This window comes from Mucilaginibacter sp. (assembly GCF_028288225.1).
Classification (GTDB): Bacteria; Bacteroidota; Bacteroidia; order Sphingobacteriales; family Sphingobacteriaceae; genus Mucilaginibacter.
Map to the genome: position 1 here is coordinate 46,390 of NZ_JAQBOC010000078.1, position 17,542 is coordinate 63,931.

16 protein-coding genes are annotated in these 17,542 nt (G+C 42.9%); 5 read left to right on the top strand and 11 right to left on the bottom strand.

The window, feature by feature from the left end; all coding sequences use genetic code 11:
- Positions 1-9 precede the first annotated feature (9 nt).
- The 3 genes from aat to JWQ54_RS23255 all read left to right on the top strand — a co-directional run bounded on the left by aat (position 10) and on the right by JWQ54_RS23255 (position 2,110).
- Complete coding sequence (gene aat, locus JWQ54_RS23245) at positions 10-648, top strand: leucyl/phenylalanyl-tRNA--protein transferase (RefSeq protein WP_299589949.1); 639 nt, start codon at positions 10-12, stop codon at positions 646-648.
- Between the two features lie 134 nt (positions 649-782).
- On the top strand, positions 783-1,373 hold the full coding sequence (gene ruvC, locus JWQ54_RS23250) for a crossover junction endodeoxyribonuclease RuvC (RefSeq protein WP_299589950.1): 591 nt from the start codon (positions 783-785) through the stop codon (positions 1,371-1,373).
- A 200-nt stretch (positions 1,374-1,573) separates the two neighbouring features.
- A complete protein-coding gene (locus tag JWQ54_RS23255) occupies positions 1,574-2,110 on the top strand; it encodes a hypothetical protein (RefSeq protein WP_299589952.1) in 537 nt (178 codons plus the stop codon).
- A gap of 80 nt (positions 2,111-2,190) precedes the next feature.
- Here the strand turns inward: JWQ54_RS23255 and JWQ54_RS23260 are convergent, their stop codons facing one another.
- From JWQ54_RS23260 to JWQ54_RS23270, 3 genes are all read right to left on the bottom strand, one after another.
- Positions 2,191-2,976: a GDSL-type esterase/lipase family protein gene (locus JWQ54_RS23260; protein ID WP_299589953.1), complete on the bottom strand. Its 786-nt coding sequence runs from the start codon at positions 2,974-2,976 to the stop codon at positions 2,191-2,193.
- Positions 2,977-3,510: 534 nt separating this feature from the next.
- Positions 3,511-5,562: a prolyl oligopeptidase family serine peptidase gene (locus tag JWQ54_RS23265; RefSeq protein WP_299590011.1), complete on the bottom strand. Its 2,052-nt coding sequence runs from the start codon at positions 5,560-5,562 to the stop codon at positions 3,511-3,513.
- Between the two features lie 573 nt (positions 5,563-6,135).
- Positions 6,136-6,534 (bottom strand): hypothetical protein, encoded by a 399-nt coding sequence (locus tag JWQ54_RS23270; protein ID WP_299589954.1) that lies wholly within the window; start codon positions 6,532-6,534, stop codon positions 6,136-6,138.
- 165 nt (positions 6,535-6,699) lie between these two features.
- Between JWQ54_RS23270 and JWQ54_RS23275 the strand changes: the two genes are divergently transcribed.
- On the top strand, positions 6,700-7,128 hold the full coding sequence (locus JWQ54_RS23275; RefSeq protein WP_299589955.1) for a PepSY-like domain-containing protein: 429 nt from the start codon (positions 6,700-6,702) through the stop codon (positions 7,126-7,128).
- A 32-nt stretch (positions 7,129-7,160) separates the two neighbouring features.
- On the opposite strand, the gene JWQ54_RS23280 is transcribed toward JWQ54_RS23275, so the two are convergent.
- Together JWQ54_RS23280 and JWQ54_RS23285 are read right to left on the bottom strand one after the other, a co-directional pair.
- Entirely contained in the window at positions 7,161-7,316 is a 156-nt protein-coding gene (locus tag JWQ54_RS23280; RefSeq protein ID WP_299589956.1) for a hypothetical protein, read from the bottom strand.
- 139 nt (positions 7,317-7,455) lie between these two features.
- Positions 7,456-8,508, bottom strand: coding sequence for a DUF6515 family protein (locus tag JWQ54_RS23285; RefSeq protein ID WP_299589958.1), 1,053 nt, complete (start codon positions 8,506-8,508; stop codon positions 7,456-7,458).
- A 371-nt stretch (positions 8,509-8,879) separates the two neighbouring features.
- On the opposite strand from JWQ54_RS23285, the gene JWQ54_RS23290 reads away from it, so the two are divergent.
- The gene (locus JWQ54_RS23290) at positions 8,880-9,683 is read left to right on the top strand and encodes an SDR family oxidoreductase (protein ID WP_299589959.1); all 804 of its coding nucleotides are present in this window, start codon (positions 8,880-8,882) and stop codon (positions 9,681-9,683) included.
- 72 nt (positions 9,684-9,755) lie between these two features.
- Here the strand turns inward: JWQ54_RS23290 and JWQ54_RS23295 are convergent, their stop codons facing one another.
- From JWQ54_RS23295 to JWQ54_RS23320, 6 genes are all read right to left on the bottom strand, one after another.
- Positions 9,756-10,325, bottom strand: coding sequence for a thiamine diphosphokinase (locus JWQ54_RS23295; RefSeq protein WP_299589961.1), 570 nt, complete (start codon positions 10,323-10,325; stop codon positions 9,756-9,758).
- Between the two features lie 136 nt (positions 10,326-10,461).
- Positions 10,462-11,088, bottom strand: a complete 627-nt coding sequence (locus JWQ54_RS23300; RefSeq protein WP_299589962.1) for a thiamine phosphate synthase — start codon at positions 11,086-11,088, stop codon at positions 10,462-10,464.
- Between the two features lie 80 nt (positions 11,089-11,168).
- On the bottom strand, positions 11,169-12,866 hold the full coding sequence (pafA, locus tag JWQ54_RS23305; protein WP_299589963.1) for an alkaline phosphatase PafA: 1,698 nt from the start codon (positions 12,864-12,866) through the stop codon (positions 11,169-11,171).
- 80 nt (positions 12,867-12,946) lie between these two features.
- A complete protein-coding gene (locus tag JWQ54_RS23310; RefSeq protein ID WP_299589965.1) occupies positions 12,947-14,065 on the bottom strand; it encodes an acyl-CoA dehydrogenase in 1,119 nt (372 codons plus the stop codon).
- A gap of 1 nt (position 14,066) precedes the next feature.
- Positions 14,067-14,702 carry a nicotinamide riboside transporter PnuC gene (gene pnuC, locus JWQ54_RS23315; RefSeq protein WP_299589966.1) on the bottom strand — a complete coding sequence of 212 codons (636 nt, stop codon included), beginning with the start codon at positions 14,700-14,702 and terminating at the stop codon, positions 14,067-14,069.
- Positions 14,703-14,784: 82 nt separating this feature from the next.
- Positions 14,785-17,178, bottom strand: a complete 2,394-nt coding sequence (locus JWQ54_RS23320) for a TonB-dependent receptor (protein WP_367187131.1) — start codon at positions 17,176-17,178, stop codon at positions 14,785-14,787.
- Positions 17,179-17,542: the final 364 nt, after the last annotated feature.

A 17,542-nucleotide genomic window follows, 5' to 3' on the forward strand; every position in this document is an offset into this window, starting at 1 on the left:
TTTGCCTTAATGATTTTCAGGCTTGATGAACGTATGTTATTCCCTGATCCGGAGCTTGCCGAGGATGACGGATTGCTCGCCGTAGGCGGCGATCTGTCTATAGATCGTTTGCTGCTGGCTTATCAAAACGGTATCTTCCCATGGTATAGCGAGGATGAGCCTATCCTGTGGTTTTCGCCGCATGAAAGGTTTGTGCTTTACCCGGAGGAGTTGAAGATCTCGAAATCTATGCACCGGGTTTTAAATTCAGGAACGTTTACCGTTACCACCAACCAGTGTTTTGAAAAAGTAATAGCGGCCTGCTCCCAAATGGAACGCAACGGACAGGATGGTACCTGGATAACCGCCGGTATGCAGGCCGCATACATCGAACTTCATCATAAAGGTTACGCGCATTCTGTAGAAGTGTGGCAGGATGACAATTTAGTCGGGGGACTTTATGGTGTGCGGGTTGGCCATGTTTTTTGCGGCGAAAGTATGTTTAGCAAAGTAAGTAATGCCTCAAAAACGGCACTGATATATTTATGCAACAGCGGCTTATATAAGTTGATTGATTGCCAGGTGTATACCGCTCATTTAGCATCGATGGGCGCAAAGATGATAAGCAGGGGGGAGTATGTTTTTACTTTGAATAACTCATCGGTGTAAATATGAATTTTATTCCCGCCAAAAAATACCGTAGTTTGCAGTTGACAGTGTGCAGTTGGCAGGAGAAAATAACTGCAGCAAACAAAAGCTAAATAACTGCAAACTGCTCACTGCAAACCGCCAACTGAACTAAAATGAAACTCCCAAAAGAACGAATAATATTAGGCATCGACCCGGGGACAGTGGTGATGGGTTATGGCTTGGTAAAAGAGGTGGGTACAAAAGTAGAGCTGATTAGCCTGGGTGTGGTAAAGATGGAAAAGGTTGACGACCACATGCTGAAGCTGCAGCGCATATTTGAAAAAACGGTTGCGCTGATTGATAATTATAATCCGGATTGCCTGGCAATTGAGGCCCCCTTTTATGGTAAAAACATCCAGGTAATGCTGAAGCTTGGCAGGGCGCAGGGCATGGCCATTGCCGCCGCGCTGTCGCGAAACCTGGTAATTACCGAATACGCCCCCCGTAAGATAAAACAATCTATTACCGGGAACGGGAACGCCACAAAAGAACAGGTGGCAGCCATGCTGCAAACATTGCTTAAATTTACCGAGACACCTGATTTTTTAGACGCTACTGACGGACTTGCCGTAGCCGTTTGTCATTCATTTCAACGTATCCCCACAGGTAAAAGCTCCGGCAGCAAAAAATCATACTCAGGCTGGGATACTTTTGCTAAGGATAATGCAAGCAGGATTGGGGGATTGGGTAAGTTGAAAAAGTAGAAAGAACATAAGTGCAAATGCTTTCCATCGGGTTAATCACAGGGTATAATTGCAGTACAATGCACGGCCCGTAATGTGCAAATCATCCCAAAAATCTAAACAAAATACCCTTTGATACAGCTACTTATTAAAAAGTATTAAAAATAAACTAAACTATTCACTGTAATTATTGTCTATCACTCAAACAATATATATTTATTATGAAGAAGTCAATTTTTATAGCAGCAATAATACTTAGCTGTTTGTCAATAAAAGTAGCCGATGCGCAGGTTAGCGTTAGCTTGGGATTAAACATCGGGAGTCAGCCTGATTGGGGCCCTGTTGGATATGACCATGCCGATTATTACTATATGCCTGATATTAATGCCTACTATGATGTACCGGCACACCGTTATGTTTATTATGAAAATAATGTATGGGTACATCGTACTTATTTACCCGTAAGGTATCGCAGTTATGACAGATACCATGGCTACAAAGTAGTAGTAAATGAGCGTAACCCGTGGGAACGTAATAATATTTACCGTACAAGGTATGCTGAATACAGGGGCCGCAGGGACCAGGTAGTTATCAGGGACAGCCGTGATGAACGCTATCGTAACCACTGGCATGATAATGGAAACCATTATGGCCAGCGCGGTGATCATGGCAACAGAGGTGGTGACAGAGATCACGGCGACAGAGGCCACGGACGTGACAAAGATCATGGTGACAGAGGCCACGGGCATAATCACTAATATATTACTACAATTAAATAAGAGAGCCCCGTTTTACCGGGGCTTTTTGGTTGCTAACACACCCAAAACGTTATGTTTTATTATTTCCCCATCTTTTTCAGCACCTTATTTATTGCCTCGCCCCAAAAGTTACCTAAAGCTACGGCACCTTGCTTGTTGGGGTGCAGGTAAAAAGTGCCCTGGTGCCCCGCCTCGGCCTGGAAATCAGTAAGGGAATGTTTCTTAAAATAATCAAAAGCTTTAGTATCGCCCACAAAAACACGTTTAGGATAGGTTGCAGCATAATCCTCCACCAGCTGATCTATTTGTTGCAGGTAGTTTTGCAGACGTTCCAAGCCCTCAGCAAGGTATTTGGAGCCGTTATAGGTATTGGGACTATACCAAACAGGGTGCTGGAAAATGACTATACTGTTAGGGAATTCTTTCAGCAGGCTATCGGCAATTGTTTTTAAATTTTGATAATATACCTCAGGGAAAACCGGTGCACCCCTCGGGCCTTCAATAGCGCTGTCATTTGTGCCCAGCTTAACGGAGAAAATCAGCAGCGCCTGTTTATCTGTAAAAGTTTTTGCCGCCTTTTCAACATCCTTAAATACGCCGTTTGTTGACGGTAAAAAATCAACTGTGGTATAACCGCTATGTCCCTGGTTTACAAATTCAACCTTGCCAATGTTGCTTTGCTGCTTTAAATAATTTACAGCTATAACCGGCGGCGCTTCCGTTGCCGGGTCGCTTAGTCCTGCACCATACGTAATACTGTTGCCAATAAATACAATGCTGAGATCTTTTTTTGCCTGCGCAGATGCGCCGGCAATATAAAGCAGCATCGCGATTGCTGTTAAAAGTGATATTTTAAGTTTTATCATAACTTATCATTGGTTTGGTCGAAATTGGCTGTCAATGTTTTTCTTAAAATATATCCTCCCCGGGATCAAAATATAATAAATTAACCCCTTTGTCATCCTGAACGCAGTGAAGGATCTTATCCAACTGATAAGCCGCCGCTATACTTGTCCTGCGTTCCCATCCCGCGTAGAAGATCCTTCGCTGTCGCTCAGAATGACAAATTATATTTTGAACATCCTATGGGCTTGTCACCCTGAGCCTGTCGAACCACGACGTGTGTAGAGGCCTATCCGCATGTTAAGCATGGTGCTGAGGCCTCTACACACGTCGTGGTTCGACAAGCTCACCATGACAGTCCCACTCTTGTCATTTTTCCTTCTTCCAGTGGATTTTATCTCGTTGGATGACAAATTAATAGCTTCCGAACATCTACGCTGGCAACCCCAACGCGGCAGCTAATGTATTTCTCCTGGTCTCTTCTATATAACTTAAGTTATTTTTAACGAAACATAAGGCCGTTATTCATAAACTAATCTCCAGCCTCTAATCATTAACTAAAACCGCACCCCCATATTCCAAAACATGAATGCCCACTTGTCCACTTGCCCGCTTATTACCTGCTCGGTGCTTTGGCCTGCGCCGTGACCAGCTTTAGTTTCTATGCGGATTAGCGTTGGGGCCGGGCCTTTCTGGAATTCCTGTAACCGGGCAGCAAATTTAAATGAATGGGCAGGTACCACGCGGTCGTCATGATCTGCTGTTGTGACCATTGTTGCAGGATAATCAGCCGGTTTTAAAGCATGGTAAGGCGAATAATTATACAGGTATTCAAACATTTCCTTGCTGTCTTCGGCAGTGCCATAATCATAGCTCCAGCCTGCACCTGCGGTAAACTGATTGTAGCGCAGCATATCCATAACACCTACTGCCGGGAAAGCAACCTTACACAGGTCGGGCCGCTGGGCCATAACAGCACCTATCAGCAAGCCACCGTTTGATCCGCCTGCAATAGCCAGGTAATCTTTTGAAGTATATTTATTTTTGATGAGGTATTCTGCTGCTGCAATAAAATCGTCAAACACATTTTGCTTTTTCATTTTTATACCTGCTTTGTGCCACTTTTCGCCATACTCGCCGCCACCACGCAGGTTAGGCACAGCGTAAATGCCGCCATGTTCCATCAGTATAATGTTGGATGTGCTGAAGGCCGGCGTAAGGTTAACGCCAAAACCGCCATAGGCATACAGCAGCAACGGGTTTTTACCATTCATAACCGTGCCTTTTTTGTAGGTAATCAGCATCGGGATCTTAGTGCCATCCTTCGACTTATAGAAAACTTGCTTGCTCTCATACTGCTCCGGATCAAATTGAACCCCCGATTTTTTGTAAACCGTTGATACGCCACTGGCAATGTCAAGCTTAAAAATGGTGCCTGGGTAAACATAATTAGTAAAGGTGTAATACGTTTCTTTCTCCTCCAGCTTGGTGCCAAATCCGCTTGCCGTACCTATAGATGGCAGGGCGATGGTTCTCTCCAGCTTGCCATCCATGTTATACTGCTGCACAAACGAGGTCGCATCCTTAAGGTATTCGGCAAAGATCTTTCCGCCGCCTGTTGTTGCACTCAGCACATTGCTGGTGGCAGGAATAAGATCTTTCCAGTTTATGGGTTTTGGATCTGCCGCGTCAACCGTTACTACTTTAAAATTGGGTTCGTACAGGTTGGTTAATATGTATAGCTTGCTGCCAACGTTGCCCAGTATGTTGTGCTGATTATCAAAATTATCAACAACGTTAATAATAAGGCCGTTGGGGTTACTTAGGTCCTGTATGTAAAGCTCATTGCCGGTGGTTTCTTTGGCGGCGGAGATCACCAAAAAACGCTCATCTTCTGTCAATGACGCACCTATGTACCGCCGCGGTGTTTTATCACCTCCAAATATCAAAACATCGCTGCTTTGTGGGGTGCCCAGCTTGTGATAAAACAGCTTATGGTATTGCGTTATGCCGGCCAGCTGGCTTCCGGCTTTTGGCTTATCGTAGCTGCTGTAATAAAAGCCTTCGTTTCCCTTCCAGGCTATGCCGCTAAACTTTATATCAATAAGTGTATCGCCCACAATGCTTTTATCGGTTGTTTTTATGACTATGACTTTGCGCCAGTCGCTGCCGCCTTCTGAAAGCTGGTAGGCAGCCATGCTGCCGTCTTTTGTAAAGTCTATTCCCTGCATGGAAGTAGTGCCATCGGCAGAGAATTTGTTAGGATCAAGGAAAATCTCCGGTGTACCATCGCCCACCTGCCGCCATAAAACCGCCTGGCTTTGCAAGCCATCGTTCTTATAAAAATAGGTGTATTTGCCTTCCTTAAAAGGGGCGCTGTATTTTTCGTAGTTCCATAATTGCTTAAGGCGTGCATGCATGGCATCACGGTAAGGGATCTGGTCCAGGTACGCCTGTGTAACCTTGTTTTCGGCCTGCACCCAGGCTTTGGTATCTGTAGCGCGGTCGTCCTCCAGCCAGCGGTAAGGGTCAGGTACATTGGTGCCAAAATAATTATTAGAGGTATCAACCTTTTTGGTTTCGGGATAAGTTATAGCTTTTGTATTCATTGGTTGGGCAAGGGCAAAGCTGCAAAATAAAACAGCTGCGGATAAACAGGTAATAGTTTTCATGCAAAATTGTGGGTTGGCATGCTAAGATAGTATTTTTTTGTGGGAAAGGTAAAAGGTTAAGGTCGAAAGCAGGGAAATCGCTTTTAGAATTTCAACCGCCATTTATTACGCAGGCCTTTGACCTGCGCTAATGTATTACGACCTTTCAGGCCTTTAACATTGTAGTAGAACCAAAAACATCAAGCCCTGAAAGGGCGACATATAATAGCGCAGGTCGAAGGCCTGCGGGAGTGGTCATATCAAACATGCTAATAAAATCAGACGTTTAGTTATCGCCGTTTTCTACCGATTATTGGTACTGCTATTTTTTTAAAGCGATTTCCCTGAGGTCGAAAGCACTTGCTGAATTACGCTCTCTAAGCATAGTTACTAATTTTTTGAACCATGATTGTAGGATTGCCATGATTAAAATCCTTTAATAAGGGAATCATGTTCAAACCCGTATAACCATTGCCAAAGGAATGATACCCGCGTTTAACAATGAATTAATGATACCAATAAACGATCTTCCTAAAACTTCAAATTATCCTTTAACCATTGCTGCACTTCTTCCTGTTTGGTGATAGTTTCAGGCAGTTTATCATGGATGAGCTTTTCCATTTTGTTGCCGGTATTGGCAAAGCGGTAATCCCAAAATATCATCAGCTTATTTATCAGGTAAACAACTTCATTACCCTCTTCCTTATTAAAAAGCGTATCATCCGGCTTGCCATTAACACGGGGATCGTTCTGTACGTAGGCAGTCCATTTATAATCGGAATAATGTAGGTTTCTTCTTGAAAACAAGATCATGAGCGCTGTGATTTCTATAAAGATACTTATAATAACCGGGCTTTGGTTGTGATGTGCTTTAATTGTTATAGAAGTTGTAAAGGTTGTAAAAGTTGTAAAGTTTGTAATAAGTTGCAAGAGTTGCAGAAGTTGTAAAGTTTATGGTATCTGAAAAGGCTTAAATAATATCTTTAGCCCTTACAGTATCTGCAGTTTCAATTGATCAAACAGATTTTCTACAAAATATCATCAACCTTTCTACAGAATGAATTTTTATAATTGATTAAACAAATAAAAACCAATATGAAAAAAAGATTAATATTAGCCGCTGCTATTGCATTGGCAGGCAGCGGCCTTAAAGCGCAGGATCTAAAAGCATCGGCGGTACCTGCTGTGGTAAAAGAATCATTATCAAAAAAATATCCCGAAGCCACTAAAGTTAGCTGGGAAAAAGAAAAAGGTAATTATGAGGCCAATTGGGGTGGAAAATCCGGCGAGGATAACTCTGTTATGTTTACACCTACAGGTACATTTATTGAAATTGTTAAAGCCATTCCAATAGCTGGCCTGCCTAAAAGCGTTGCACCATACATTAAGGCACACTATAAAGGCGCTAAGATAAAAGAGGCAGGTAAAGTAACGGACGCTGCCGGCAAAACCATGTATGAGGCTGAAATAAAAGGAATGGACCTTATTTTTGATGAGAACGGTAATTTTATTAAAAAGGATTAATTGAAGCTCTGATATTTCTCGTAGTAACCAGATCATATCGGCATGTTTGAAAAGCCCATCCTGCCAACGTAACGGATCTTGCTGTTATCGGCCCTGAAAAACTTTAGCCCACTTTTTTTATGGAATGCAAAAGCAAACGTGGTGTTTATTAAGATAAAAAGGAAAAGACAGATAAGGCGCTTCGCCATGGTTTAAAGGTAAGCAGTAAAATGCTAATTTAATTAATGTGGCTTCAACCAGGTAATCCTATTATATCAATTAATTAAGTAAACAAAAAAAGGTGACCCGCATTAGCAGATCACCTTTTTAATAATTTATATAACTCCCTTAGTTTTGTTCTGGCTGATCGTCAGATGGCAGGCCTACAACTTTATAGGTTTTATTGCCTTTGCTGTCAGTTTGCTCCTGGTAGTAAACACCATCCGGAGACACATATAGCTTTTCGCCGTTAACTTTTATCTTCCTGCAATCAGGAGGCAGATCACCAACTATGTCACCCATTTGCGGGCCCTGGTACTGGTCATCCTGTACATCGGTACCAGTGTTCAGCTGGCCATCTTTACCGGCAACCTGGTAAACAACTGTGCCATCATCCTTGGTAACAGGCTGATAGTATACACCATTCAGCTCATAATACTGTTGTCCGTTTATTACAATAGACTGGGCTTTTTCGGGCAGTTCTTTTACTTCTGCTCCAACAGGTGGTTCAACAACGGTGTATTGATTGTTATCATATTGATAAAACAACCCATCGCTATAATAATATTGGAAATCGCCATAGTAAAAAGGATAGTAACCATATGGCAGTATACCAATTGAAAATCCAAGGCGCGGATAATAATATGAATTATAATATCCATGGTTGTAATGGTAATAGTTATGATTTCCCCAGTAACCGCCATGGCCGTATCCAACGCGTGGAGAGCTGCGGTAGCCGCCGGTAGCCGGTCTGTGGTTAGCATCAAAAGTACGCGGGGCATAACCGTAGTTACCTCTTGCACTTGTAGAAGGACGCTGATTAAAGCCATAATTGTTACGCTGCGAAACTCCTACACGTGGTGAGTAGCCGCCACGTTGAGAAAAGCTGGGGCGTACGCCACTTTGCTGGCCCTGGCCTCCTGCTGGCCTTTGAGAAACTGATGGCCTTGAAATCCCAACATTACCGCTTGAACGCGGCTGACTGAAAGAGGGTGCCGGACTGCTGCTCGGAGCCGGTCTTGAAGGCGCGGGGCTGCTATTGCTGCTGCTACCGCCGCCACCACCACCTCCTCCACCTCCACTTGTGGATGGTCTGTGCTGTGCACTTACAGAAGTTGCTAAAAACGCACATACCAGTACGCCTAACGTGGTGTTTAATAAATTTTTATATGCAGTTTTCATGATGAAATATTGTTATTTGCGAATTATGTAAATCGGTTTTCAGTCGGTTTATATTTTATAGACTAAAATCTTGATAAACGGTTTAATGCGCAATAAATTATTTTGTAAGTATAACCAAAAAACAAGCTTGGTTTTAAAATGAAGCGGAATTATTACAAACAGCTTTTAACCAGGTGAGTTAATAATGGTCTACTATTGTAAATATACGAAATTTAGAGGTACAACGTTACATGGGAATTGACAGGGGGGTGTAAAATGTTACCTTCTTTTTTAATGAGGCTTCTTTCTGGTTTTTGTTAAGGCCATGTTCCGGATTTTTAATTAAATTAGGACAAAAGTACCGGGTTCATAATTGAGAAGAAATAAGTTAAATGGACAATTATTTTAATAATAAGGTCATCTGGATCACGGGTGCTTCTTCGGGGATTGGCGAAGCCCTTGCTTATGCAATGTCAGCCAGCGGCGCAAAGCTCATATTGTCAAGCAGAAGGCTGCCGGAACTGGAACGGGTTAAACAAGGTTGTAAGGTCCCTGAACAAGTTCAATTGCTCCCATTGGATCTTTCTTATGCAGATTTGTTGGAAGGCATGGTAGCAGAAGCAATTAAATGCTTTGGCGGGATAGATATCATGGTACATAACGGAGGTGTAACCCAGCGCTCCCTGGTCATCGAAACAGAAATAGAGGTGCATCGCCGGTTAATGGAGCTGGATTATTTTAGTTATGTGGTGCTCACCCGGGCGCTGCTGCCTCATTTTATAGCGCGTAAAGCAGGACATTTTGTAATTACCAGCAGCGTTATGGGTAAAATAGGTACACCCATGCGGTCGGCCTATGCGGCTGCTAAACATGCCCTTCACGGTTTTTTTGACTGCCTGCGGGCGGAGGTAGCGGCTAATAATATTAAAGTAACTATACTTACGCCGGGTTATATCCGTACCAATATTTCCTTATATGCCGTCACCAACAATGCATACGGTTTAGGTAAGCCTTCTGAAAATATAGAAAACGGCCTTCCGGCAGACCGCGCCGCCAAACAGATCATGAAAGCCATTAAAAGAGGTTCCTTCGAGCCTTATATCGGGAAATTTAGCGGTGAGCGGATCGCACTTTGGCTAACAAGACTTGCGCCGGGCGTGTTTACCAGGATTGCCCCGAAACTTATCCCGAAATGATGGGCCGGTTTCATTAAAGAGAGTGACAATACGCTACTTAAATTGATTATTCACATAAAGTTTGGTGAATAGTTATAGATGCTCGGCAATAAACAAAAACGGGTTATCAAAATGCAGGCTAAAAAGGCCGTCGCTTACGGTTTTATACCGGTTGCTGCTGATCTTTTCCAGGCCTTTAAAGTGAAATCCTTTAGCCTCTGTCAATAGTTCAATGGTTTCCCCTGCCGGTTTCCATTTACTAAATCCTGGATTTATAGGATATATTTTTTTGCCGTCATTAAAAATTACCAGGTTTATTTGGGCGGCATAGGGCTCATAATCTGCCAGGTTTAATTCATCGGTCACAATATTCACAGCAGGGAAGCCATTGCCGGTAAGGTGTTTTAAAGCGGCGCTTATTAAACTATCATTATTGACGGGCATCAGCTTAACATCCGATTGTAAAACCTCATCGGCATTATTGGTAATTATCCAATCTATTTTTATACCGTAAGCATTCAGTCTTTCGGCAGTGTGCGGTGTGGTAATAACGGTAGGGCTCCATTCCAGCAGCTGGCCCAGCAATTCATCAGTAAAATTATCAAGCCCAAGCACCAGCAATGCAGGCTCCTGTTTTTCGCGAACTACATGGTGTGATGACATGAGATCAGAATTTTCAGAATTAAAGAATTTTCAAGATGTTAATTCGCGAATTTAAGGCATCAATAACGCCATTTACATATTTACCCAAAAGAATTCTGTTAATTCTTTAATTCTGTAAATCCTGATTCAGACAATATTAATAGATCTTTTTATAAAAATCCCTCAATGCCCGGGCTGTATCAACTGCCAGGTTAACTGCCGCCGATACGGCTATGCCGTAAATTCCGGTTTTTATTAGCGGATCAACGTCTTCAATGTGGATGCCACCGACTGCTATTACCGGGATGGTTATTTCAGGATGCTTTTCCAGCTCCCGGTAGCCTTCAAAACCCAGCAATGGAAAGTCATTTGCTTTGGTGTTGGTGAGCGCAAAAGGTCCATATCCGCAATAATCAACAACGCCGGTATTTTGTACGGCCAGTAAACGGGTGATGTTTGTGGCTGATGCACCAAGCGTTTTATCATTGCCAATAATTTTCCTTATTGCTTTAAAATCAGCATCAAAATCTTCAATATGTACGCCCTGTGCATCAACTTTATCCAGCAGGTGGTAATGGTTGGTGAGGATCAGCGTAGTACCCCAATCGTCACAAAGTGCCGCAATTTCATTTATCTCCTCAACCAGTTCATCGTCCGGCTTGGTTAAACAGCGGTACTGGATCCAGTTAGCCCCAGCCTCGCAGGCAATAGTGGCCTGCTTTAAATGGCTGCGCGTATGCAGATCCTGTGTTAAGTAATGAAATTTAGAGATATACTTTTTCATGGTTAAACTAGGATTTATAGGATGTAAGGATTCGTAGGATCAGAAAATCCTGAAATCTTCTAATCCTACAAATCTTAGTTTTACTTCAGCACTTCGCTTATCGGATGCCCTATACTGCCGTTTGGCGCCTGTATGTGCAATAAAGCCGCCACGGTGGCTGCAATATCCGTCATGTGTGTTTCGCGGGTAAGGCTGCCATGTTTAACGCCCCAGCCCATAAATACCAGCGGGATATGGTTATCATATGGGTTCCAGGTGCCGTGTGTGGTTCCTGTTGCCACTCCGTCTGCAGGTGTACGCCCGGAAAAATATCCCGGCTTTAAAATTATTTGCACCACACCGCTATGCTCAACACTGTATCCGTTTATAATGCGCGTACGCAAAGCTTCAGGAATATCAGCAGTTTGCGCCTTTTGCATATCTACAGCAAATGCTATTGCCGGATCCTTTTCAAGGAAGCTTATGCAATCCTGTTTTAACACATTTTCATCCAGGTGCAGGTACCTTACATCCTTATAATTTAAATTAACCTGGTAATTGGTAAGACTCAAAACCAGGTGATCGGCTTTATATTTATCCTGTAAATACTGATTTAAGTTCTTCAAAGCCGCCGCATCATCCCACACATCAGCAGGAATTTCCTTGTCTTTTAAAAATGCTGTGTTGTGAGCTGCGCCATGGTCGGCGGTTAAAAAAACGGTATAATTTCCCTTGCCAACTTTAGCATCAAGGTAGGTGAAGAATGTTGCAAAATCACGGTCTAACCTAAGGTAAGTATCTTCTGTTTCAACAGCATTTACACCAAACTGGTGACCAATATAATCAGTGGATGAAAAGCTAACGGCTAAAAAATCCGTTACAGAATGCTGTCCCAATTGTTCGCCGTTAATAGCAGCAACGGCAAGGTCAAGCGTTAATGTATTACCATAAGGAGTTGAGCGGATCAAACCTAAATTACCTTTATATAATGACGATGTTTTTACCGGCATGGTGGGTGCGTCCATCCCTTTAAATTTACCTTCATATTTGCTGTCGTCAGCAGTGCTTTGTACGTAAGTTTCAATGGGGTAAAGCGTATTCCAGTCCTGTTTTAAATAGGTTTCCGGCAGTTTCTGGTCATTAAAATCTTTTACCCATTGTGGCAGGTCCTTCATGTAATACGTACTGGTGATCCAGTTGCCGCTTTTATCATCAAACCAATAGGCAGCATTGGCAGTATGACCGGCGGGTAAGATCCCACCGCGGTCCTTCAATGCTATCCCAATAACTTTTGAACGGAAATTGGTAGCCAGTTTAAGTTCGTCTGTAACAGTAGTCACCAGCATATTGCGCGGCGACATTTTCCCTGCTGTTGATGTGCTGCCCACTGTTTGTACCGTAGTATCTTCGGTGCAATACATGGATCTTCCCGTAGCCTGGATAATAAAATCGTTACCCGCAATACCGTGAATAGCAGGCACTGAACCTGTATAAATACAAGTGTGGCCCGCAGCAGTTACAGTTGGAATATAATCAATTTGTGTGTTTTCGCAGCTAAAACCTTCATTTAATAAACGCTTAAAGCCATTGTTTGTGTAGCGGTCGTAATAGCGGTAAAGGTAATCCCAGCGCATCTGGTCAACAACTATACCTACTACCAGTTTTGGACGGGGAAGTTCAGTGGAGGCAGTAGTAGTGGCCGCAGCATTTATAACCGCCGGTTTTTTCTTTTTTGTTTGTGCCGATACGGAAATGGCTGCAAAAGCTAATATTAAAAAGGATAGATGTTTGATTTTCATCTTAAAAAATTGTTAAGTAGCGCAAATATCAGCAATGCAATTAAAATTCAATGTGATATTTGCGTTACCACAAGTTAAAATTAAGACACAGGAAAATTGAATGCCAGCAAAGCGTGCTGACTGGCAGTATGCAGGTCGCGCCAGGCCCTGTTAATTTCAGTTTCAGTACTTGCCGCAATTAAACCGCATAACGGATAAAGCGTATCAACACTTTCCCTGCTTGCATGTGCAAGCTTGCGGCTGGTGCTGCTTACCTGGTTTAGGATCTCTTCGGGGATCTTCTTAGCATTTTGAATTGCATCCCATGATTTTTCTACCGCCTCATAAAAATCTTTTCGCAGTAGGGCAAGCTCATTTTTTAACCTCATCAGCTCATTCATTAAAAAAGTTCTTTGCTGATCTGTAAGTTTTGGCAGTTTTATTTTTTCATAAAAGATGTCTTCGCACAGATCCATAAAATGAATGGCTATGCCCGATAAATTAACAGCGATAGTAGCCTCTGCAAGCTGTAAAAAGGGATACAGGTATAAGGGATCGGGAATAATTGCAGCAATTGGGTCTATTTTAAATTGGCGATTTAGCGAAACTTCCAAATCTTTAACTTCAAAGGCATCGCTTCCTGTGGCGACCATGCCAATATATTTCCATGCAGGCAAAATAGTTACATTCTTTTTATCAAAAATGAAAGGTAATATTAAGGGTTCGCCATTATCATTCAAAACAGGGTTCCCGCCTTTTTTAATGGCGCAATTGGCGGTAATGTGAGTTGCGTGATGTGCACCGCTGGCATATTTCCACACACCATTTACACTATACCCATTTGCTGTGATCTCTGCTGTGCCGCATACTGCACCGCTGCCCGCAAGGCAAACCTTAGGATCGCTAAAGATCTCATGGGCAATTTCGGGAGAAATGAAACCTCCGAACCAGCCAGCGCCGTTACATAAAGTAACAACCCAGCCGGTGCTGCCATCAGCCCAGCTAATGGCTTCCTGCAGCTGCAGCAGGCTGAGCAAAGTTATCTGTTGGCCACTGTAGATTGCTGGAACCAGTAACTTAAACCAGTGATTCTTGTAAATTAACTGTAATTGTTCGGGATGGAGCATCCCCAGTTGTTCCGCCTCAGCGGCTGTATTTCTTATAATATTTACATCCTCAATATCAATAAAAACTGAAGGATGCAGGTTTATGTTTTTCATTTTATTGGGTTATTAAAGTGTTTTCAGCGGCCTTTTCTTTTCTCCAAATGGCAAGCCATTCAAAAAAGCCAAAAAAAGCCACAATAAATAAAAACAGGGTAAGGGCCGAAAACATGATGAGGTTTTTATAGCACAGCAACGGGATAGCAAACAGGTTGGATACATTCAGCAGGATCCAGTTTTCAAGCTTGCGCTTTGCCAGCAGCCACATCCCGGCCCACGCCGTTGACGCTACCCAGGCATCCCACACAGGAACGTTTGATGTAGTAAAATTTTTGAGGATCACATAAAGTACCGGCCATCCGGCAAATACAATTAGCAATGTAATTGTCCATTCCGTGCGGGTTGACCATGTAATTTTTACAGGTGGTCCGTTCCGCTTTTTTATCCAGTGGTACCAGCCATAAACACTCATTACCAAATAATAAACATTCAGCGCCGATTCTGCATACAGGCCGGCTATCAGTAAAATATAGATACCGATAAACGTGCCTGCTATGCCTGTTGGATAAAGCCAGATGTTATTCACTTTGGCAAGTAATACTTCCGTTACACCAAACAGCACCGCCAGCCACTCCCAAAGTGTAGTTTGGTTGACTTGATCGATGAAAAGTTGGATCCAATGATGTAGATTCATAGTAGTAAATTGAGTGGCAGTAGGAGTAAGTAGTCGCAGCGAAAATTACACTACTGCTACTACTTACTGCCACTGCTACTTTTTAAAATCTGAGGTTCAGCGATGCCAAAAAGTTAACCGGCGCCTGCGGGAAAAAGTAATTATAATTCACCACTTTACCACCCTCAATATCCGGGTAGGTAGCCCCGTCCGACAAGTATTTTTTGCTGAACACATTGTTTACCAGCAAACCAACACCTACGTTTTTAATGCCTTTTATGCTGAAATTATAATTAAGCCGCACATCATTTACAAAATAGCCATCAATTGAGCGGCTTTGGGTTGATGTATTATCCAAATACTGCCTGCTTACATATTTGCTGATAAAAGCTATTTCCCCATTTTTTATAGGATGATAGCTGATTGTGCTTGACGATGTAAAATCAGGTGAGTACGCGATGTCGGTTTTTTTATACTGCGTTGCATCTAAAGTGCCTGTATCATAGTTCTGCAGGTATTGTGTAAAGTTTTTTACTTTATTGGTACTTAATGTAGCATTTACAAACCAGCTTAATTGCTGCGCTATTTTTACACGGGCGCTGGCCTCAATCCCGGCACGGTAGCTGTCTTTTATATTGGTGCGGATAGCTTCGCCAACATCATCAAGCGAACCTGTTAACACCAGCTGGTTTTTGTAAAGCATGTAAAAACCGTTGATGCTGCCGCTAAAGGCTGTTTCATTTATCCGGTAGCCTGCCTCAAAATCTGTTAAATGCTCAGCCTTTGGTCGGCTCTGCGGCGATGAGTTTACAAAATCGTTGCGGTTGGGTTCATGATTGCCAACAGCTACAGACGCATATACGTTACTGTTTGAATTGATTTGATAGGTAATACCTGCCTTGGGGTTAAAAAAATTAAGCCCGACCTGCTGCTGCACGTTATTAAGGTCTTGATCGAACCCTAAAAACGAATAGGAGATATGACGGTATTGCAGATCGCCATATAACAGCAACTTGCCTAAACGATATTCGGCCCTGCTAAAAATATTGAAGTCTGTTTTTTTAGCGTGATTGCGTGAATATTCGTAATCGGGCGGAATGGTGGTGCTTTGCTGTGTCCATTCAATATTATTGTAGTGGTCGCCTTTATATTCGTTATAGGCACCGCCAAGTATTAAATCCAAATCGTTGTTTGGCTTGTAAGTTAAATTATAGGTTGCGCCATAAAAGTAATTGCTCAGCCAAAGCCGCCTTACCAAATCGGTATTTGCCAAAGTATCGGCACCGATAATTACAGGCTTTAAACCATAAGCCGAAACCGGCTCATTGTTTTTATACTCCTCATAATAACCATAACCCCTGGTAAGGTGTAGCGCACCGCTAAATGAAAGCTTATCGCTAAGTTGTTGATTGTAAAGTAGCTGGTAATAGTTTTGCGTATAGTTGTCTGTTTGGTTTTTGTAAAAACTATTGCTTGAGTTGATATAACCAAGCTCATTATACCTGCGGTTACCAAATTTTATGCTGTCTTCAGGCACTCCATCCCAGGCCTGGTAAGTTTTTTCATAACCCGAAAATACATTCAACCGCAGCACACTTTTTTTGCCATAATAAGCGCCGCTTAAAAAGAATGATTTAAGATCGGAGGATGCGCGGTCAATATATCCGTCAGAATTTATCCTGGAAGCCCGTCCGTCAAAACTAAAGTGATCATTAAGCAATCCTGTACCAAAGCCTACCGTATTCTTTACCGTACCATATGATCCTGCCGAATTATTCAGCTCCGCATAAGCAGTATCGCGCCGGGTGGTGGTTTGGATGTTGATGCTGGCGCCAAAGGCTCCGGCGCCATTGGTAGATGTACCTACACCGCGCTGCACCTGGATGTTATCGACGGACGAAGCCAGATCGGGCAGGTCTACAAAATAAACGCCCTGGTCTTCCGCATCATTAAGCGGGATGCCGTTAAGCGTTACGTTTGTTCGGGTAGCATCCGAGCCGCGGATGCGGATACTGGTATAGCCAACACCTGCCCCGGCATTTGAAGTGACCACCGTTGATGGCGTTTGCTCCAGCAAATACTCAAATCCACGACCCGAATTGTTTTTTTCAATGTCCTTTTTATTCAGATTGGTAAAAGCCGTAGGCGATTTTTCTGTTGCACGGGTAGCGCTTACCGTAACTTCTTCAGTAAATAATGTGCTGCGGCTTAAGGAAAAATCGTTTACTGCATCAGCATTTAATGAAATGTTTTTTACAGTATTTTGATAGCCAATGAACGATACTTTTAAAGTGTATGCGCCACTTTTGAGGTTATCAATGTGATACTTTCCGTTAACATCTGAAACTGCGCTGGCGGCAGAGTTGGATAAAGTAATGGTAGCTCCAGGCAGTGCTTCGCCGGTCTGCTTGTCTGTGATCTTTCCCGAAATGGAAAGCTGGGCCGCCGCCATAACAGGCAGCAGCAGGGCAATAAATGCCGCAAATAAATTTTTCAAAATGATTAATAAAATAAAATTTAGTTAAACCATCTCCGTATCAGGGCGACTACGCAGTACACTTAACTTGTTACCTCTCCCTACGCCGGCATTACCCGGATCAGGTGTATGTGGGAAGTCATTGGTCATTGTGTCATTGGTCATTGGTCTGCTTTTGCAGACTTAAGGCTTTTGACTTAAGACTTTGTACTTATCACAACGGGTTTGATCTCAGCCTGTCTTTCAGTTTGGTAAAATACGCTGCAGCATATTTTGCGACCAAAGCAAGGCACCCCTTGAGAATTATTAGGACAAAGATAGTCCGAAAGTCGGAAAAGTCAGTAAAGTCCGAAAGATTTATCACTTTTTCTATTGTTATTGGCAC